Below are 16,954 nucleotides of genomic sequence, written 5' to 3' on the forward strand. Positions count from 1 at the left end.
CGACTTAGATCGTGGGGTCGTTCGACCTGCGCGGCTCGGGGGCGGCGGTCGAAGCGGTGCCGGTCTCGGTGGCGCGCGGCGTCTCGGGCGTGGGAGCCACGACCTCGTCGTCGCGCTTCATCTCTTTCATCTCGCTCTTGAACACGCGAGCTGACTGGCCGACGCTCTTCGCGAGGGCGGGGAGCTTGGCGGCGCCGAACAGCAGAAGGATGACGGCCAAGACGATCAGCAGGTGCCATCCGGTCAATCCCTGAAACATGAGGACTCCTCGTCTTGTTCGGGCGTGGACATCAGTCTAACCCGCGGTTTCGGCCGCGGACCAGACGGGCCCACGGGTGCGACTACTGGGTGCGGACGCTCAGGCGCGGCGATCGGGTCGGCCAGCGGCTCCTCGTCGTCGCGGAGGGCCGAGCGGGAGGACGCTCAGGGCTCCGCGCGATACTGCGCCAACCCCGCCGCCGCCCACGCCGCCGCCGCGTGGCGGGCGCCGGCCGGTTCGAGCAGCTCGACCTCGCCGCCGCGCCGGGCTGCGAGGCGCTTCAGGCTCTGCTCGTCGGCGAGATGGAGCGAGGCCACCGAGGTGACCCCGTCGGAGTCGTCGATGTCGGCGCGCTCGAGGTAGTCGGCCAGCAACGGCGCCACCGCGCGGGGAAAGCGGAACCGGGCCACCACCTCGTCGTCGGCCGGGGCGAACAGGTCGGGAACCGGATCGCCGCCGTGCACGGCCGGAATGTCGGTGAGGGTGGGATCGCTCACGCGGTCGAGGTGGAACGTGCGCACGGCTTGGCGCAGGTGGCACCAGCCCTGCAGGTACCACTGGTCGTTGGCGATGTGCACCTTGATGGGGTCGACGGTGCGCGTGGTGGGACCGGCGCCGGGCGCGCGGTACGTGAACGTGACCGCCACGCGGGCGCGGAGCGCCTCGTCGACGACATCGCGCACCCCGTCGACGGGCCCGGGCGCGACGATGACGGCGGGCGGCGCAGCCGCGGCACCGCGAGCGAGCTTGGAGAGCAGCCCCGAGACGAGGTCGTTGTCGCCGACGCCCGGCAGACTCCGCGCGAGTTGCAGACCCGCCAGCAGAGCCGCGGCCTCGCGTGCGGTCAGCCGGGGCGAGCGTTCCAATCCCACGGTGTTGGTGATCGCGATCACGTCTTCGCGGTCGAGCAGGTCCCAGTCGATGTCGAAGAGGTCGTGCGGCAACTGCCAGTACCCCTGCTCGCCGGGAAGGCCGATGACAGTGAGGCGCTCCACCATCGCGCGCATCTGCCCGGGGGCGACGTCGAAGTCGGCTGCGGCCTCGGCCACCGAGACCTCGCCCTTGCCGAGCAGGTAGGGCACCAGCTGCAGCAGCAGGGCCGCACGGTCGAGGGCGGCGATGGGCCGATCGGTGCTCACGCGGCACCTCCGTGCAGGGCCAGCGTCGCCTCGAGGCGACGGATGACCTCGACGCGCAGGTCGTCGGGGGCGACGACGCGCACCTCGGGACCGTACGAGGCGAGCTCGTCGGCGAACACGTGCAGGTCGACGTACGGCACGAGGATGCCCTGCGGCGCCGCATCGGCGCGGCGCGCCAGCCGCAGGGCGGCTTCGGTTCCTGGGTGCACCTCGAGCAGCGCCCGCTGACGCGCGGCGACAGCCCGCAGGCCCGCCAGCGCCCGTTCTCCGGCGCCGTCTCGCAGGTCAGCCGGGAACTTCTCGCGCGCGACGGTGACGTCGCCGACGATGCGGGCCAAGAGGAACGTGCGGTCGGCCTGCACGTTCTGGTCGAACCCGTAGACGTGCCACCGCGCCTCGTACTCGACGAGGGCGAACGGACGGATGCGCCGCTCGCGCGGACGCGCCTCGCCCGGACGCAGGTAGGTGAACGTCACGACCCGCGACTGCTCGATCGCCCGCTGCAGGGTCGCGAACGAGGCGTCGCGCACCCGGATGCGGGGCGCGTACCCGATGATCGGCTCGTCGACGGCGATGCCGAGCGCGCGGATCTTGCGCAGACCGCTGCGGGCGTCGACCGAGAGCGACTCGCTCCCCCACACGCCTCCGGCGATGTTCAACAGCGCCACCTCGGCCGGGCTGAACGAGATGTCGTCGGGCAGCTCGTACTCGGCGGTCGGCACGCGATAGCGCGCCTCGCGCAGATCGTCGGGGTCGGAGCGGTTGCCGATCGTCTCGATCGGCACACCGAGCCCGCGCAGGTTCTCTTTGTCGCGTTCGAACATCTTCTCGAGCGCGTCCTTCGACGCGCCTGCCTCGAGCTGCTCGCGGTAGCCCGCGACCGAGGAGAGGATGGTGTCTTTGGTCAGCCCCTGCTCGGTCGCCATGAGGGCGACGACGAGGTTCACCAGGCGCTCCTCGGGAGCACTTCTGGACGGGGTGGCGGGCACCCGCCCATCCTAGGCGTCGGGGCGGGTCAGCCGACGGTGCCGAGGATGTCCACGACGTACACCAGGGCGGTGTCGGCGGGGGCCTGGAGGATCTGCTGGTCCTGCTCGGTCTGGTCGGCGGGGACGACGACGAGAACCTGCGAACCGACGGTCTGCCCCTCGAGGGCCGAGGCGAGAGCCGGCGGCAGAGCCGACACCTTGGCCTGGCCGGGCGCGCCGTTCTTCCAGGTGGAGGCGAACGTCGTCTTGGCGCCCCACGCCACGCCCTGCACGTGGATGACCACCGAGGAGTCGGCGGTCAGCGCGTCGCCGTCGCCCTTCATGATGGTCTGCGAACGCACCTCGGTGGGGGCGTCGCCCGCGGGGGTCACGATGCCGGGCTGCCCGTCGGGCGCGCGCACGACCGAGGGCATGCCGGACTCGGCGTTGTACTGGTCGGCGCCGTCTGCGGCGGGGAGGAACACCTTGCGCACGTCGAACACGAAGATCGCGCCGTCGCCCTCGCCCAGACCGAAGCCCTGGGCGCCCTGCGCACCGACCTGATCGCCCGGGAGGGCGACCGCGACGCGCGAGCCCTCGGTCACGCACTTCAGCAGCGGGGCGACGGCGGGCACCGCCTGCGTGAGGCGCGTGATCGGGGTGGCGGTGGTGAGGTCGGAGCTGTACTTCGTCGCACCCACCTGCTCGCCGGTGGCGGCGTCGAGCACGGTGACGTCGATCAGCGAGAGCTGATCGTCGGTCGTGATGCGCGTGCCGTTCCCCTCGATGAGCGTCTGCGTGCCCGCCTGCGACGGGATGAACGGCGATCGCACGGTCACCGTGGGCGTCGTACCGAAGTCACCGGTCGCCTCGACCACCGAGGCGATCGAGCTGTCGGTGGGGGTCGGGCAGGAGGACGCGGCGGTCGCCGAGCATCCGACGAGGCCGAATCCGGCCAGAGCGGTCACGGCCACGAGAGCGGGAAGTCTGCGCACCGGATCAGTTTAGGCGCTCGGGCCCGACTCCTCCGCCGCGCCCGCGACGGACTGCCGCACACCCTCGGCGGACTTCTGCGCTTCGCGCACGCGCTTGCGCAGATTCTTGTCGGTGATCTCGCGGTCGCCGACGGCTCCCGGGGTCCACAGCTCCACGTCTTCATCGCCGTAGCTCGACTTCGACGCGCGGCGCTTGACCTCGGGCGGGACGGCGCCCGGCGCGAGACGGCGGGCCGTGATGAGGAACCCCGTATGCGCGATCATGCGGTGATCGGGGCGCACGGCGAGTCCCTCGACGTGCCACCCGCGCACCATCGTCTCGCTGGCATCCGGTTCGGTGAACAGACCCGTGGCACGGATGTACTCGGCAACACGGCTCAGCTGCGTCGCGGTGGCGATGTAGCACAGCACCACACCGCCGGGGGTGAGGGCGTCGGCGGCGGCGTCGATGCACTCCCAGGGCGCGAGCATGTCGAGCACGATGCGGTCGACGGATGCCGGGGCCACGGCATCCGGAAGGCTCTCGACGAGGTCCCCGACGATGACGTCCCACGTCGGGGGGAGCTCGCCGTGGAAGGTCGCCACGTTCGCGCGGGCGACGTCGGCGAACTCCTCACGACGCTCGAACGACAGCAGCCGACCCGCGGGCCCGATCGCGCGCAGCAGCCACAGCGACAGGGCGCCGGAGCCGACGCCGGCCTCGACGACGGTGGCGCCGGGGAAGATATCGGCCTGCGCGAGGATCTGCGCCGCGTCCTTCGGGTAGACGATCGCCGCGCCACGCGGCATCGACATCACGAAGTCGCGCAGCAGCGGGCGCACGGCCAGGTAGTCGTGGTCGGAGCTGTTGGTGACCACGCTGCCGTCGGGCTGACCGACGAGCAGCTCGTGCTTGAGCACGCCGTTGTGGGTGTGCAGCTCGCCCGCCTCGCGCAGCGTGATCGTGTGCATGCGGCCCTTCGGGCCGGTCAACTGCACACGATCGCCGATGCGGAACGGACCGCTCAGGTGGGGGGTCTCGCTCATCGGTTCTCCTGGCGGGTCGGGGCGTGCGCGGCGTGGAGCGCGCGCAGGTGGGCGGTGGTGCGGCCCTCGAGGCTCGGCCAGAGCGCGTGCGCTCCGACGCCCTCGAGCGGCACCATAAGAGGGACGCCGAGCGACACGGCGCCGCTGGCGATGGCCGAGCGCAGGCCGTTCGGGGAGTCTTCGATGGCGACGGTGTCGACGATGTCGACGCCGAGCGCTGCGGCGGCCTGCAGGTACGGGTCGGGGTGGGGCTTGGGGCGCTCGACGTCGTCGCCGGCGACGACGATGTCGAAGGCGGGGAAGTCGATCAGATCGACGACCGAGAGCGCCATGCGCCGCATCGACATCGTCACGAGCGCCGTCTGGACGCCCTCGGCGCGAAGATCGGCGAGCAGCTCGCGCGCGCCCGGGCGGAACGGCACCCCCGTGACGGCGAGCTGCCGCAGCACCTCGTCGGTGAGGTACGAGATGATCTCGTCGACGCCCCACAGCACGCCGGCGTTCTGAAGAAGACGGGCGGAGTCCTCGAGCGCGAGGCCGACCATGCCCAGCGCCTGCTCGTGCGACCACGTGCCGCCGAAGCGCTCCACGAGCGGGGTCTCGGCGGCCATCCAGTATGGCTCGGTGTCGACGAGGGTGCCGTCCATGTCCCAGAGGACCGCGGACGGCGCGGGACGCGCGGGGGAAGTCATCGTTCCATCGTATCCAGCGCCCCGCGCGGCCCCGCGCCGCACGTCCGGCCGTCGCCGCGCGCGTGCGCCTATCCTGGAACCCAGCCCCGACGGGGCAGAGGAGGTTGTGTGGACGCACTGGGTCGCCGGATCATCGTCGCCGCATTCGACGGCTGGAACGACGCCGGAGAAGCCGCGTCGGCGGCGGCCGCCATGCTGCGCGCCGACGTCGAGTACGAGGTCGTGCACACGGTCGACCCGGAGCTGTACTTCGACTACCAGTACACGCGACCGCAGATCGGATTGGATGCCGAGGGGCGGCGCACGCTCACCTGGCCCGAGGCGACGCTGCTGCGGCCCGTCGAGCGCTCCGACGAGGCCGAGATCTGGCTGCTCGTCGGCGTCGAGCCCGCCCGCGCGTGGCAGGCCTTCGCGGCCGAGTTCATCGACGTCGCCCTGCGCGAGGACGTCACCGGCTTCGTGGCCCTCGGCTCGATGATGTCGGACGTGCCCCACACGCGGCCCATCTCGGTGTTCGCCGGCAGCGACAACGACAACGTCCGCCAGTCGCTCGGCCTCGAGAAGAGCCTGTACGAGGGGCCGGTCGGCATCCTGAGCGCGATCGGCCACGCCGCCGAGGCCGTCGGCATCCCCACCGCGAGCCTCTGGGCGAGCGTCCCCCACTACGTCGCCGGGCACACCCCCTCGCCTAAGGCCACGCTGGCGCTGCTCGAACGCCTCGAGACCATCAGCGGCATCGCGGTGCCCCGCGGCGACCTCGAGACCGAGGCGCGCGCCTGGGTCGCCTCGATCGACGCGGCCGCCGCCGACGACGATGAGATGAGCGACTACATCCGCCAGCTCGAGCAGACCCGCGACACGTGGGACTCCCCCGAGGCGTCGGGCGACGCGATCGCGCAGGAGTTCGAGCGCTACCTCCGCCATGGCGGCGACGGTCCCACGAAGCCCGGTCGAGACGACCCGCCGCGTCGCTGAACACAGAACGAAGGCGCCGCCCCCGAGGGGACCGCGCCTTCCGTCGTTCCGGCCCGTCGGGGCGCGGCCCGTCAGCCGGTGATCGCCGAGTACGCCGGCAGCACGCCGAGCGCCAGCAGCACCATGACCAGGATGCCGAGGGCGACCCGGTAGATCACGAAGGGCAGGAAACTGCCGCGCTGCAGGTAGCGCATGAGGAACGCGATCACGACGTAGCCGACGACGAACGCGATGACCGTGGCCAGGGCCGTCTCACCGAGGCTGTAGGGACCGGTGCCCTCGTCGAAGCTCTTGTACAGCTCGTAGAAGCCACTGGCGAAGACCGCGGGCACGGCGAGCAGGAACGAGTACTCGGCCACGGCGGTGCGCTTGTAGCCGAGGGCGCGACCGAGCGTCGTGGTCGCGCCCGAGCGCGAGACGCCCGGGACGAGCGCGAGCGCCTGCGCGAAGCCGTACGCGATGCCGTGCGGATAGGTCAGATCGTCGAGCTCGCGGCGGCGCTTGCCGTAGTGGTCGGCGAGACCGAGCAGGACGCCGAACACGATCAGCACGATCGCGGTGATCCACAGGCTCCGGAAGTTGTCGCGGATGAGGCTCTGCAGCAGGAAGCCCGCCGCCGCGATCGGGATGGTGCCGATGATCACGAGCCAGCCCATGCGGGCGTCGGGGTCGCTGCGCGGAACCCGGCCGGTCAGCGAGCCGAACCAGCGCGAGAGGACCCGACCGATCTTCTTGCGGAAGTAGATCAGGACGGCGAGCTCGGTGCCGATCTGCGTGATCGCGGTGAAGGTCGCGCCCGGGTCGACGCGCGACGGCAGGAACTCGCCCACGATGCGCAGGTGCGCGCTGGAGGAGATGGGGAGGAACTCGGTCAGGCCCTGAACGAGCCCGAGGATGATGACCTCGAGAATATGCATGCGGTCCTTCAGTACGTCCGGAGGAGGTCGGCGAGAACTCGTCGACCGAACTCGAGCGCGTCGACGGGGACGCGCTCGTCGACACCGTGGAACATCCCGGTGAAGTCGAGATCGGCGGGGAGTCGCAGCGGTGCGAATCCGTAGCCGGCGATGCCGAGGGTCGACAGCGCCTTGTTGTCGGTGCCTCCGCCCATCAGGTAGGGAATGACCGGTACGCCCGGGTCGTGACGACCGAGCTGTTCGATCATGGCGTCGACGAGGTCGCCCGAGAACGGCACCTCGAGGCCGATGTCCTGGTGCACGATCTCGATGTCGACGTGCGGGCCGACGATGCGGCGGATGTCGGCGAGGGCGGCCTCTTCGGTGCCCGGCAGCACGCGGACGTCGATGAGGGCCTCGGCGCGGTCGGGGATCACGTTGTGCTTGTACCCGGCGGTGAGACCCGTGGGGTTCGTGGTGGTGCGCAGCGTGGAGCGGATGAAGCTGGATGCGGCGCCGGTGCGCAGGGCGAGAGCATCGGGATCGCCCGCGTCGTCACCCGTGATCTCGGCGAGTCCCGCGAGCAGCTGCGTGGTGGTGTCGGTGAGCCGGATGGGCCATTGCGTGCGCCCGAGGGCCGCCACGGCCTCGGCGAGGGCCGTCACGGCGTTGTCGGGATGCAGACCGCTGCCGTGGCCGGCGCGGCCGCGGGCGACGAGCTTGATCCAGATGAGGCCCTTCTCGCCCACCTGCAACAGGTACGCCCGGCGGTCGCCGACGGCGATCGAGTAGCCGCCGACCTCGCTGATGGCCTCGGTCGCGCCGGCGAACCACTCGGGGCGGTCCTTCACCACGCGCGCCGAGCCCTCGACGCCCCCGTTCTCCTCGTCGGCGAAGAACGTCACGATGATGTCGCGCTCGGGCTGGTCCCCCGCGCGCAGCACGTCGGCGACGGCGGTGAGGATCATGGCATCCATGTCCTTCATGTCGACGGCGCCGCGGCCCCAGAGCACCCCGTCGCGGATCTCGCCCGCGAACGGGTCGACGCTCCAGTCGGCGGCGACGGCGGGCACGACGTCGAGGTGGCCGTGGAGGATCAGGGCGGGCTTGTCGCGGTTGCGGCCCGGGATGCGCGCGCAGACGTTGGTGCGGCGCTCGACCGGCTCGTAGTACTCGACGTCGAGACCCAGCGCTTCGAGGTAGGCGCCCACGTACTCGGCGGCCTCGCGCTCCCCCTCGGCGCGACCCCCGCCGTAGTTCGAGGTGTCGAACCGGATCAGGTCGGACGCGATGCGGGCGACCTCGGGCACGTCGGTTTCGAGCTCGGACATGCGCTCTACGGTACCCGGGGAGCGCGACCCCTCCCGTCGCGTGTCATCGTGAGACGCGCCCGGGGCGTCGCCCCGGTTCGAGGCGGGGTCGGGAGCATGGTAATGTCGTTCCTCGTTGCGAAAGCGACGAAACACCCAATGCGCGGGTGGCGGAATAGGTAGACGCGCTAGCTTGAGGTGCTAGTGCCCTTTAACGGGCGTGGGGGTTCAAGTCCCCCCTCGCGCACAGAACGACGAAGGCCCCGGGTTCATCCCCGGGGCCTTTTCTGTTCCCCTCGCGGCCCGGCGTCGGTGTCCTCGGAACCCTCCCCCGCCGCGCCTGTTCCGCGCGAACGTGACGCCCCAGAAACACCGGCGTGACACGGCCCGCTTAGCGTCGAGGCATGCCCCCGTTCCGCGTGCCGACGATCGACATCTCCGCCTGGGTGGGCCGCGGCTCACCCGATGCCCGGGCGGCGGTGGTCGCCGCCGTCGATCACGCGTGCCGCACCGTCGGGTTCATGCAGATCGTGGGGCACGGCATCCCGGATGCCGCGGTCGCAGACCTCGCCGACGGACTCGACGAATTCTTCGCCCTGCCTCTCGAGACGAAGAAGACGTACGTGCGACCGGCGAGCGAGAACCGGGGGTACAGCCCGCCGAAGAGCGAGTCGCTGAGCTACAGCCTCGGCGTCGACCCGGTCACGCGCATGAACGACTTCTTTGAGGCGTTCAACGTGGGAACGTCGGCCGCCGAGTATCCGGGGTCGACGGCGACCCCCGAGGACTACGCCGCGAACACCTGGCCCACCGACACGACCGTCTTCGAGCCCGCGGTCCGCACCTATTACGACGAGGCACGCCGGGTCGCCCACACGCTCACGCGCGTGTTCGCCGCGGCACTGAGGGTGCCGGAGGACTTCTTCGACGACCTCACCGGCCACTCGATCGACGTGCTGCGCATGAACAACTACGCCCTGCCGCCCGGCACGATCGAACTCGACGGCGAGCTCACGGGCATGGGCGAGCACACCGACTTCGGACTCGTGACCGTGCTCTGGGCCGATCAGGTGAAGGGGTTGCAAGTGCTGGGGTCGGACGGGTCGTGGAACGACGTCTCGCCCGCCGACGGCGCGCTGCTGGTCAACCTGGGCGACGTGGCGGCACGGCTCACCAACGACCGGTGGATGTCGACGCTGCACCGGGTGAAGCCGCCCGTCATCGACGGGACGATCGAACGCCGACGATCGGCGGCGTTCTTCCACGACGGCAACGCCGACGCGGTGATCGCTCCCCTGCCGCACTTCGTCTCGCCCGACGCGCCCGCGCTCTACGACCCCGTGACGGTGCGCGAGCACATCGCCGCCAAGCTCGCCGGTTCGCGGGCGGGCCGGCGCAACGTGACGGCGGTCCGCGAGGCCGCGCGCGTGGCGGCGAGTCGCGGCTGACGCGGCGTCGCCCCGGCCTGCGGCGCCGCCCCCAGCCGCCCGGGCATCGCGGCCGAGAAACGCTCGCTCTCGCGAGACACGCGGTGTCGCGTCGTGTCTCGCGCGAATCGGTGTGTCTCGCGCGGCGTCTCCAGAGCCCTCGGCGTCACGCCGCGGAGACGCCGAACACCAGACCCAGCACGTAGGTCACGGCGGCGGCGCCGAAGCCGATCGCCAGCTGGCGCAGGCCCCGCTTCAGCGGCGACGCCCCCGACAAAAGCCCCACCATCGCCCCGGTCGCCATGAGCGCGATGCCCACGAGGGCGAGGGCGAGGAGGACGGCACCGAGACCCGTCATGCCGAGGATCCACGGCAGCACCGGGATGATCGCGCCCGAGGCGAAGAACAGGAAGCTCGAGATCGAGGCACCCCAGGCGCTGCCGACGACGTCGTGCGCGGACTCCCCCGGAGCCGCGGCGGCGGGCGCCGTTCCCGCTCGCGCGGCGGTCACGGCCTCGCGGGCCTTGTCGAGGGCGGCCTCGGGGTCCATGCCGCGCGTGCGGTACACGAGGGCGAGCTCGTTGGCATCCAGGTCGAGGTGGGGAAGCGCGGAGTCGGCGAAGTCGCTCTCTTCGGTGGCTTCCAGCAGCTCGCGCTGCGAACGCACCGAGACGAACTCCCCCGCGCCCATCGACAGCGCCCCGGCGAGCAGACCCGCGATGCCGCTGAACAGCACGAAGCTCGGGGCGACGCCGGTGGCCCCCACGCCCATCACGAGGGCCAGGTTCGAGACGAGGCCGTCGTTGGCCCCGAACACGGCAGCGCGGAAGGTTCCCGACAGACGGCGGCGGCCACGGGCGGCGAGACCGCGCACGACCTCGTGGTGCACGCGCTCGTCGGCGGCCATCGCGGGGGTCGCGTACGGCTCGTCGGAGTACGGCGAGCGGGCCTCGGCGTTCTGGGCGAGGGCGAGCACGAAGATCGAGCCGAAGCGGCGGGCCATCCACGAGAGCGACCGGGTACCGATCCCGGGCCGCGGCAGGCGCGGCGGAGTCTCGCCCAGCAGGTCGAGCCAGTGCTGCTCGTGGCGCCCCTCGGCCTCGGCGAGGGCGAGCAGGATGTCGCGTTCCTCGCCGGTGCGCCGCGAGGCGAGCTCGCGGTAGACGCGCGCCTCGGCGCGTTCGTCGACGAGATAGCGCGCCCAGCGGCGGCGATCACGGGCGGTCGGGGTGGCGAGGGTCGTCACTCGGGCTCCTTCGGGTCGCCCACCACCGTAATGAGCGCCCATCACTCCCCCGGGCGCGTCGGCTGACACTGACAGCATTTCGGGCCTCCGAAGCCCGGGAACACGCGGATGCCACGGCGACGGTGCCAGCATTTCGGGGTCGCGAAACGCGAGGTGACGGCACATCTGCATGACCGACCGCGCGGTGAGAGGCCGAGGTGGCGCCGACCATGAACTCCTGACCCACCTGTCATGCAGATGGACCACGTCCGCGGGGGCGAGGTCACCCAGCGCGGTTCAGGAATGCACGCGCCTGCGCAGCACGTCGATGCGCGCCTGCAGCTGCGCGACGGTCGCGTGCGAGACGGCGGGACCGCCGCAGATGCGCCGGAGCTCGGCGTGCACGAGGCCGTGGGCCTCGCCGCTCTGGCGCGCGTACAGACCCACCATGGTGTTCAGCAGCTGGCGCTGCTCTTTCAGCGTGCGGTGCAGCGGGGCGGGCAGGCCGCCCTCGTCGACCGACGGCGGCTCGACGCCGTTCTCTTTCTCGCTCGCCTCGCGAGTGGAGCGGTGGCGCGACTGCCGGGTCGCGCGCGACATCAGCACCTCGTGCACCTGCTCGGGCTCGAGCAGACCCGGGATGCCGAGGAACTCCTCTTCTTCGACGGTTCCGGGAACCGCGAGCTGACCGAACTCCTGCCCGTCGAACAGCACCCGGTCGAAGTGGGCGAGGGAGCCGAGTGCCTGGTATTCGAACTCCTGCTCGAGCGCGTCGGACGCTTTGTCCTCGCGCTCGGCGGCGTCCATCATGTCTTCTTCGGCGTTCCACTGGTCTTCCGCGTCGCTGTCGCGGTCGAGGGCGTGGTCGCGCTGCGCCTCCATCTCACCGGCGAGGGCGAGCAGCTGCGGCACGTTCGGCAAGAAGACGCTCGCGGTCTCGCCCCGCCGGCGGGCGCGCACGAAACGGCCGATGGCCTGGGCGAAGAACAGCGGGGTCGAGGCGCTCGTGGCGTACACGCCGACCGCGAGACGCGGCACGTCGACACCCTCCGACACCATGCGCACGGCGACCATCCACCGGCTCGTGCCCTTCGAGAACGTCTCGATGCGACCCGAGGCCTCGGCCTCGTCGGACAGCACGACGGTGACCTTCTCGCCGCTGATGTCCTCGAGGATGGCGGCGTAGGCGCGCGCCGCGGTCTGATCGGTCGCGATGACCAGGCCTCCGGCATCCGGGACCGTCTCGCGCACCTCGGTGAGGCGGCGGTCGGCGGAGCGGAGGACCGCGGGGATCCAGTCGCCGTTCGGATCGAGAGCGGTGCGCCAGGCCTGCGAGGTGATGTCTTTGGTGTTGTCCTGCCCGAGCTGGGCTTCCATCTCTTCGCCGGCCTTGGTGCGCCAGCGCATCTGACCGGCGTACACGAGGAAGAAGACGGGGCGGACGACCCCGTCGTCGAGCGCACGTCGGTAGCCGTAGGCGTAGTCGGTGCGCGAGAGGCGGATCCCCTTGGCGTTCGGGTGGTACTCCACGAACGGGATGGGCGCGGTGTCGCTGCGGAACGGCGTCCCCGACAGCAGCAGACGACGGGTGGCGCGACTGTAGGCCTCGCGCAGCGCGTCGCCCCAGCTGAGGGCGTCGCCACCGTGGTGCACCTCGTCGAGCACGACGAGGGTGCGGGCGTCCATCGTCAGGCGGTGATGCACCTCGGCCTTGACCGCGACCTGCGCGTAGGTCACGGCGACGCCGTGGTACTGCCGCGAGGGCGTGGCGTGGCGGTTCGAGAAGAACGGATCGAGACGGATGCCGACCCGCGCGGCCGCCTCGGCCCACTGGGTCTTGAGGTGCTCGGTGGGGGCCACCACGACGATGCGGTCGATGACGCGGCGGCGCATGAGCTCACTGGCCAGGCGCAGGGCGAACGTGGTCTTTCCGGCGCCGGGGGTGGCGGCGGCGAGGAAGTCGCGGGGCCCCTTGCCCTCGCCGTCGGGTCCGTCGAGGCCGAAGTAGAGATCGAGCGCCTCAGCCTGCCACGCACGCAGGCGCTGGGCGGTTCCCCACGGCGCGCGCTGCGGGAACGCCGGCGAGAGGTGCTCGGCCGCGAAGGAGCCGAAGTGCGGCTCGGTGCCGTCGGGGGACTCGTCGACGGAGAGGGGGGCGTCGCCGGGCACGGGGTGGTCGACGACGGGAGCGGTGGCGTAGGCCGGGTCGACGGGGGTGGGGGCGTGGGCCGGGTCGGCGGGGGCGTGGGCCGGGCCGGCGGGGGCGGAGGCCGGGTGGGGCTTGGTGGTGCGCGGGGCGTCGGCGGGAGCGAGCGGCGTCGCCGCCTCGCGAGGCGGCGCGGGGGGATCGTCGAGCGGGGAGCGGCCCGGGCTGGCGATCGGGCCCGGGCTGGCGATGCGCACCGTGTTCGCGACGGGGCCGGGGCTCGCGATGCGGATCGTGCTGGCGCCCACCGAGGAGGAGTCTGCGTGAGGGGGGTGCGGGGGGCGGGCTTCTTCTTCCAGCATCGAACCTCCATCCCTCGCGAGCGCGAACATCAACGATAGGTCACCTCCGCGCGGTGTCGCACCGGACTGTGGACAGATCCCGCCTTCGCCGGGCTCTCACCGCGCCCCATCCGAGCGGACGTCGGGCCGGAGCGTGTCGTGCGGCTGCGCGCGTCCACACGGCCGTCTGCGCGGCGGGGCGTCGCGGCGCGGCGGGCAGCGCGGAGGGCGCGGCGCGGCGGGGCGGGCGGCGCGGAGGGCGCGGAGGGCGGTGCAGCGGGCGTCGCGGCGGGCGAGGATCGACCCGCTGCCGGGTGCGCCGCCCCGGCCGTCCGGCACCTCCCGCCGTGTCGGGGGTCGGGGTTAGCCTGGACCGAGGAGGTACCGATGACGACAGATCCGCACTCGCCCCGCATCCCGTCCGCATCCGACAACCCCGGCCCCCACCCGTGGCGCCGCTACGTCGCCCTGGGCGACTCGTTCACCGAGGGGATCGGCGACCCGCTCCCCGACGGCGATCACCGCGGCTGGGCCGACCGCGTCGCGGCCGTGCTGGCCTCGCAGGTCGACGACTTCGCCTACGCCAACCTCGCCGTGCGCGGAAAGCTCATCGCGCAGATCGTCGCCGACCAGATCGAGCCGGCCCTCGCCCTCAAGCCCGATCTCATCACCTTCTCGGCCGGCGGCAACGACGTCATCCGCCCCGGAACCGATCCCGACGCCGTCTCGCGCCAGTTCGAAGACGCCGTCAGGCGCCTGCGCCGCGACGGCGCCACCGTCGTGGTGTTCACGGCGATCGACACCGAGTTCACGCCCGTGTTCCGCGGCATCCGGGGCAAGGTCGCGATCTACAACGAGAACATCCGCGCGATCGCCGACGCCCACGACTGCGTCGTCGCCGACCAGTGGGGGCTCAAGGGGGTGCAGGACATGCGCTTCTTCGACGACGACCGCCTGCACTACAACGCGCTCGGCCATCACGAGGTGGCGCGCATGGTGCTGCGGGCGCTCAACGTTCCCAACGATCTGCAGCCGATGCAGCCCGAGACGCTTCCGGTGCGCACGTGGCGCGCCGCGCGCGAGCGCGACCTGGTCTGGGCGCGGTCGTACCTCATGCCGTGGGTCCTGCGGCGCCTGCGGCACCAGTCGTCGGGCGACGACGTGCACGCCAAGCGTCCGGAGCCGCTGCCCGTCGTGACCCTCGCGCCGGGTCCGGATGCCGCGGGCCCACGCGGGACGCAGGTGTGAGCGGCGTGGAACACGACGACCTGCCCGACGCCGTCTCCGCGCTGCTCGACGCCGCCGACGCCGACGTGCTGCTGCGCGATGCCGAGTCGCTGGCCGCGGGGCTCGTCGAGGCCGGCTGGACACCCGAGGTCGAGAGCGGGCGCTTCGGCGCCGACGGCTGGGACGTGCTGTCTTCGGCCCGGGCGCCCCACGTGTCGGTGTTCCTCGACGGCGAGGTGAGCCGGGTGAGGGGTGCCGCGCTCGCGGTCGCGTCGGCAATGAAGGCCGTGCCGCACCGCTGGGTGTTCGACTCCGAGGGGCCGGACTGGTCGACGTGGTCGGTAGACGACGAGCGATGGGACGCCGAGTCCGTCGACGCGCTGGAGTGGACGGGAGCCGACGTCGTCGTCACCCTCTTCACCGCGGGTGAGACGCCGGCGGGTCGGGACACGCTCCCCACCCACCTGCACCTCGCGATCGAACGCGCCGACACTCCGTCGGACGGCCTGCCGCGCGATGACGACCGCGCGCGGCGCGTGCTGCGCGAGGGCTCCGTCATCGATCGCTGGTACCTCACGGGCGAGGATGACCTCCCCGACGACGTGCTCACGGCCCTCGAAGCCGACCCCGACCCGCGCGTGCGCGCCGCGGCCGAGTCGGAGCGGTGGATCCGCGAGCGCTCGCTCGGCGAGCAGCCGCCGGGGCTCTGACCCGCCGGGGCTCTGACCCTTCTGCGCGCCCCGGCGCCGCGGCGATGTCCGAGCCCCTCGCTAGCCTTCAGGCATGACCTTCGTGAACGCCGGCACGCTCGGCACCGAACCCGGCCGACGCGATGAGCTCGTCGGCATCCTGACTCGTCGCAACGACGCGCTGCGCGAGCTGGGCTGCGAGCTGTACGAGGTGGGCACGACCGACGACGAGCCCGACACCGTGTTCGTCGTCGAGGTGTGGCGCGACACCGAGGCGCATAAGGCCTCGCTGCGGCACCCCGACGTCGTTGCCGCGATCGCCGAGGCCAGGCCGCTGTTGAACGGGGAGTTCGGCGGCTTCCGGTTCGAGGTGTCGGGGTCGCCTCTGCGCGACTAGCGCCGCCCGCGCCCCAGTTCCCACAGCGCGACGGCGCTCGCCGCGGCGACGTTGAGGGAGTCCACTCCCCCGGCCATCGGGATCGTCACGACCGTGTCGGCCGCGGCGAGCGCGGTACGACTCAGACCGTCGCCCTCGGCGCCGAGCAGCAGCGCGACGCGTTCGTGTCCCGCGGCCGAGAAGGTGTCGAGGCTGACGGCGTCGTCCGACAGCGCGAGGGCGGCGAGGTGGAGCCCCGCGTCGTGCAGCAGCGGTGTCGCCTCCGACCACTCGGGCAGGCGGGTCCACGGCACCTGGAACACCGTGCCCATGCTCACGCGCACGCTGCGTCGGTACAGCGGGTCGGCGCACCGCGGAGTCACCAGCACGGCATCCGCGCCCAGGGCCGCCGCCGAGCGGAACGCGGCACCGATGTTGGTGTGGTCGACGATGTCCTCGAGCACGACGACGAGCCGCGCATCCCGGACGACGTCGGCGACCGATGCCGGCATCGGGCGGTGCATGGATGCCAGCAACCCCCGGTGCACGGCGTACCCCGTGATCTGCTCGGCGGTCTCGGCCGTGACGACGTACACCTCGGCATCCTCACCGACGAGGGCGAGGGCGTCGGCGAGGAACTTCTGCTGTACCAGGACCGAGCGGGGGCGGTGCCCGGCGCGGAGGGCGCGGTCGAGCACCTTCGACGACTCGGCGATGTAGAGCCCTCCCGCGGGCTCCGACACCCGGCGCAGCGACACGTCGGTGAGATCGCGGTAGTCGGCGAGTCGGGGGTCGTCGGCGGAGTCGAGCGGGATGACGGGCATCGTCCCATCGTGCCAGCCGCGTGCCGCGAGCTGCGCCCACGCCCACGCCCGGTCCCACGTCAACGCCCAGGCCGCCCACGCCCAGGCCGCATCCGCCCCCACGTCCACGCCCAGGCCCACGCCGCGCCCACGCTCCGCACCCACGCTTGCGCCCAAGCCCACGCTCCGCACCCGCGCTTACGCCCAGGCCGCGCCCCGTGCGCCCCCGGAGCACGTCGAGTGTCCGGAACACGCCGCGTCCGGGCCCGCTGGCACGGCGCGTCTTGGACACTCAGCAGCTTCGGCCCCGCGCGTCACTCCCGCAGTTCGCACCGGCGTTCGCGCCCGGGTCCACGCCTGCGCCTGCGCCCACGCCCATGCTCAGGCCCGGGCCCGGGCCCGGGACTAGGCCGCGCCCATGCCCGGGACTAGGCCGCGCCCATGCCCGGGCTCGCGCCTC

The 16,954-nt window shown here is 72.2% G+C and carries 16 protein-coding genes and 1 tRNA gene; 6 read left to right on the forward strand and 11 right to left on the reverse strand.

Annotated elements, in window-relative coordinates:
- Positions 1 to 4 precede the first annotated feature (4 nt).
- From tatA to BJP65_RS01825, 6 genes are all read right to left on the reverse strand, one after another.
- Positions 5 to 259, reverse strand: a complete 255-nt coding sequence (gene tatA / locus BJP65_RS01800; RefSeq protein WP_070408035.1) for a Sec-independent protein translocase subunit TatA — start codon at positions 257 to 259, stop codon at positions 5 to 7.
- A 164-nt stretch (positions 260 to 423) separates the two neighbouring features.
- Entirely contained in the window at positions 424 to 1,398 is a 975-nt protein-coding gene (locus BJP65_RS01805; RefSeq protein WP_055837542.1) for a YafY family protein, read from the reverse strand.
- Complete coding sequence (locus tag BJP65_RS01810; protein ID WP_055837545.1) at positions 1,395 to 2,387, reverse strand: YafY family protein; 993 nt, start codon at positions 2,385 to 2,387, stop codon at positions 1,395 to 1,397. The genes BJP65_RS01805 and BJP65_RS01810 overlap by 4 nt, the downstream gene beginning before the upstream one ends.
- A gap of 26 nt (positions 2,388 to 2,413) precedes the next feature.
- Positions 2,414 to 3,361 (reverse strand): FKBP-type peptidyl-prolyl cis-trans isomerase, encoded by a 948-nt coding sequence (locus BJP65_RS01815; RefSeq protein WP_055837548.1) that lies wholly within the window; start codon positions 3,359 to 3,361, stop codon positions 2,414 to 2,416.
- Positions 3,362 to 3,370: 9 nt separating this feature from the next.
- Positions 3,371 to 4,387, reverse strand: a complete 1,017-nt coding sequence (locus BJP65_RS01820) for a tRNA (adenine-N1)-methyltransferase (RefSeq protein ID WP_070408036.1) — start codon at positions 4,385 to 4,387, stop codon at positions 3,371 to 3,373.
- A complete protein-coding gene (locus BJP65_RS01825; RefSeq protein ID WP_070408037.1) occupies positions 4,384 to 5,079 on the reverse strand; it encodes an HAD family phosphatase in 696 nt (231 codons plus the stop codon). The genes BJP65_RS01820 and BJP65_RS01825 overlap by 4 nt, the downstream gene beginning before the upstream one ends.
- Before the next feature lie 108 nt (positions 5,080 to 5,187).
- Between BJP65_RS01825 and BJP65_RS01830 the strand changes: the two genes are divergently transcribed.
- Positions 5,188 to 6,054, forward strand: a complete 867-nt coding sequence (locus BJP65_RS01830) for a PAC2 family protein (RefSeq protein ID WP_055837557.1) — start codon at positions 5,188 to 5,190, stop codon at positions 6,052 to 6,054.
- 71 nt (positions 6,055 to 6,125) lie between these two features.
- Here BJP65_RS01830 and BJP65_RS01835 read toward each other — a convergent pair whose 3' ends face one another.
- On the reverse strand, positions 6,126 to 6,971 hold the full coding sequence (locus BJP65_RS01835; RefSeq protein WP_055837560.1) for an undecaprenyl-diphosphate phosphatase: 846 nt from the start codon (positions 6,969 to 6,971) through the stop codon (positions 6,126 to 6,128).
- Positions 6,972 to 6,979: 8 nt separating this feature from the next.
- Complete coding sequence (locus BJP65_RS01840) at positions 6,980 to 8,281, reverse strand: M20/M25/M40 family metallo-hydrolase (RefSeq protein WP_070408038.1); 1,302 nt, start codon at positions 8,279 to 8,281, stop codon at positions 6,980 to 6,982.
- Between the two features lie 140 nt (positions 8,282 to 8,421).
- On the opposite strand from BJP65_RS01840, the gene BJP65_RS01845 reads away from it, so the two are divergent.
- Together BJP65_RS01845 and BJP65_RS01850 are read left to right on the forward strand one after the other, a co-directional pair.
- Positions 8,422 to 8,507 (forward strand) — tRNA-Leu (locus BJP65_RS01845).
- A 157-nt stretch (positions 8,508 to 8,664) separates the two neighbouring features.
- On the forward strand, positions 8,665 to 9,708 hold the full coding sequence (locus BJP65_RS01850; protein WP_070408039.1) for an isopenicillin N synthase family oxygenase: 1,044 nt from the start codon (positions 8,665 to 8,667) through the stop codon (positions 9,706 to 9,708).
- A gap of 145 nt (positions 9,709 to 9,853) precedes the next feature.
- On the opposite strand, the gene BJP65_RS01855 is transcribed toward BJP65_RS01850, so the two are convergent.
- Both BJP65_RS01855 and BJP65_RS01860 read right to left on the reverse strand, forming a co-directional pair.
- Positions 9,854 to 10,975, reverse strand: coding sequence for a VIT1/CCC1 family protein (locus BJP65_RS01855; RefSeq protein WP_194716881.1), 1,122 nt, complete (start codon positions 10,973 to 10,975; stop codon positions 9,854 to 9,856).
- A gap of 234 nt (positions 10,976 to 11,209) precedes the next feature.
- Positions 11,210 to 13,081: a DEAD/DEAH box helicase gene (locus BJP65_RS01860; protein WP_070409800.1), complete on the reverse strand. Its 1,872-nt coding sequence runs from the start codon at positions 13,079 to 13,081 to the stop codon at positions 11,210 to 11,212.
- A gap of 705 nt (positions 13,082 to 13,786) precedes the next feature.
- On the opposite strand from BJP65_RS01860, the gene BJP65_RS01865 reads away from it, so the two are divergent.
- From BJP65_RS01865 to BJP65_RS01875, 3 genes are all read left to right on the forward strand, one after another.
- Positions 13,787 to 14,647 carry an SGNH/GDSL hydrolase family protein gene (locus BJP65_RS01865; protein ID WP_055837571.1) on the forward strand — a complete coding sequence of 287 codons (861 nt, stop codon included), beginning with the start codon at positions 13,787 to 13,789 and terminating at the stop codon, positions 14,645 to 14,647.
- A gap of 5 nt (positions 14,648 to 14,652) precedes the next feature.
- A complete protein-coding gene (locus BJP65_RS01870) occupies positions 14,653 to 15,336 on the forward strand; it encodes a hypothetical protein (protein WP_156784785.1) in 684 nt (227 codons plus the stop codon).
- A gap of 73 nt (positions 15,337 to 15,409) precedes the next feature.
- The gene (locus BJP65_RS01875; RefSeq protein WP_070408042.1) at positions 15,410 to 15,712 is read left to right on the forward strand and encodes a putative quinol monooxygenase; all 303 of its coding nucleotides are present in this window, start codon (positions 15,410 to 15,412) and stop codon (positions 15,710 to 15,712) included.
- Here the strand turns inward: BJP65_RS01875 and BJP65_RS01880 are convergent.
- Positions 15,709 to 16,515, reverse strand: a complete 807-nt coding sequence (locus BJP65_RS01880) for an RNA methyltransferase (RefSeq protein ID WP_070408043.1) — start codon at positions 16,513 to 16,515, stop codon at positions 15,709 to 15,711. The two genes, BJP65_RS01875 and BJP65_RS01880, sit on opposite strands and share 4 nt — an antisense overlap.
- Between the last annotated feature and the right edge of the window lie 439 nt (positions 16,516 to 16,954).

Source organism: Microbacterium sp. BH-3-3-3 (genome assembly GCF_001792815.1).
GTDB lineage: Bacteria > Actinomycetota > Actinomycetes > Actinomycetales > Microbacteriaceae > Microbacterium.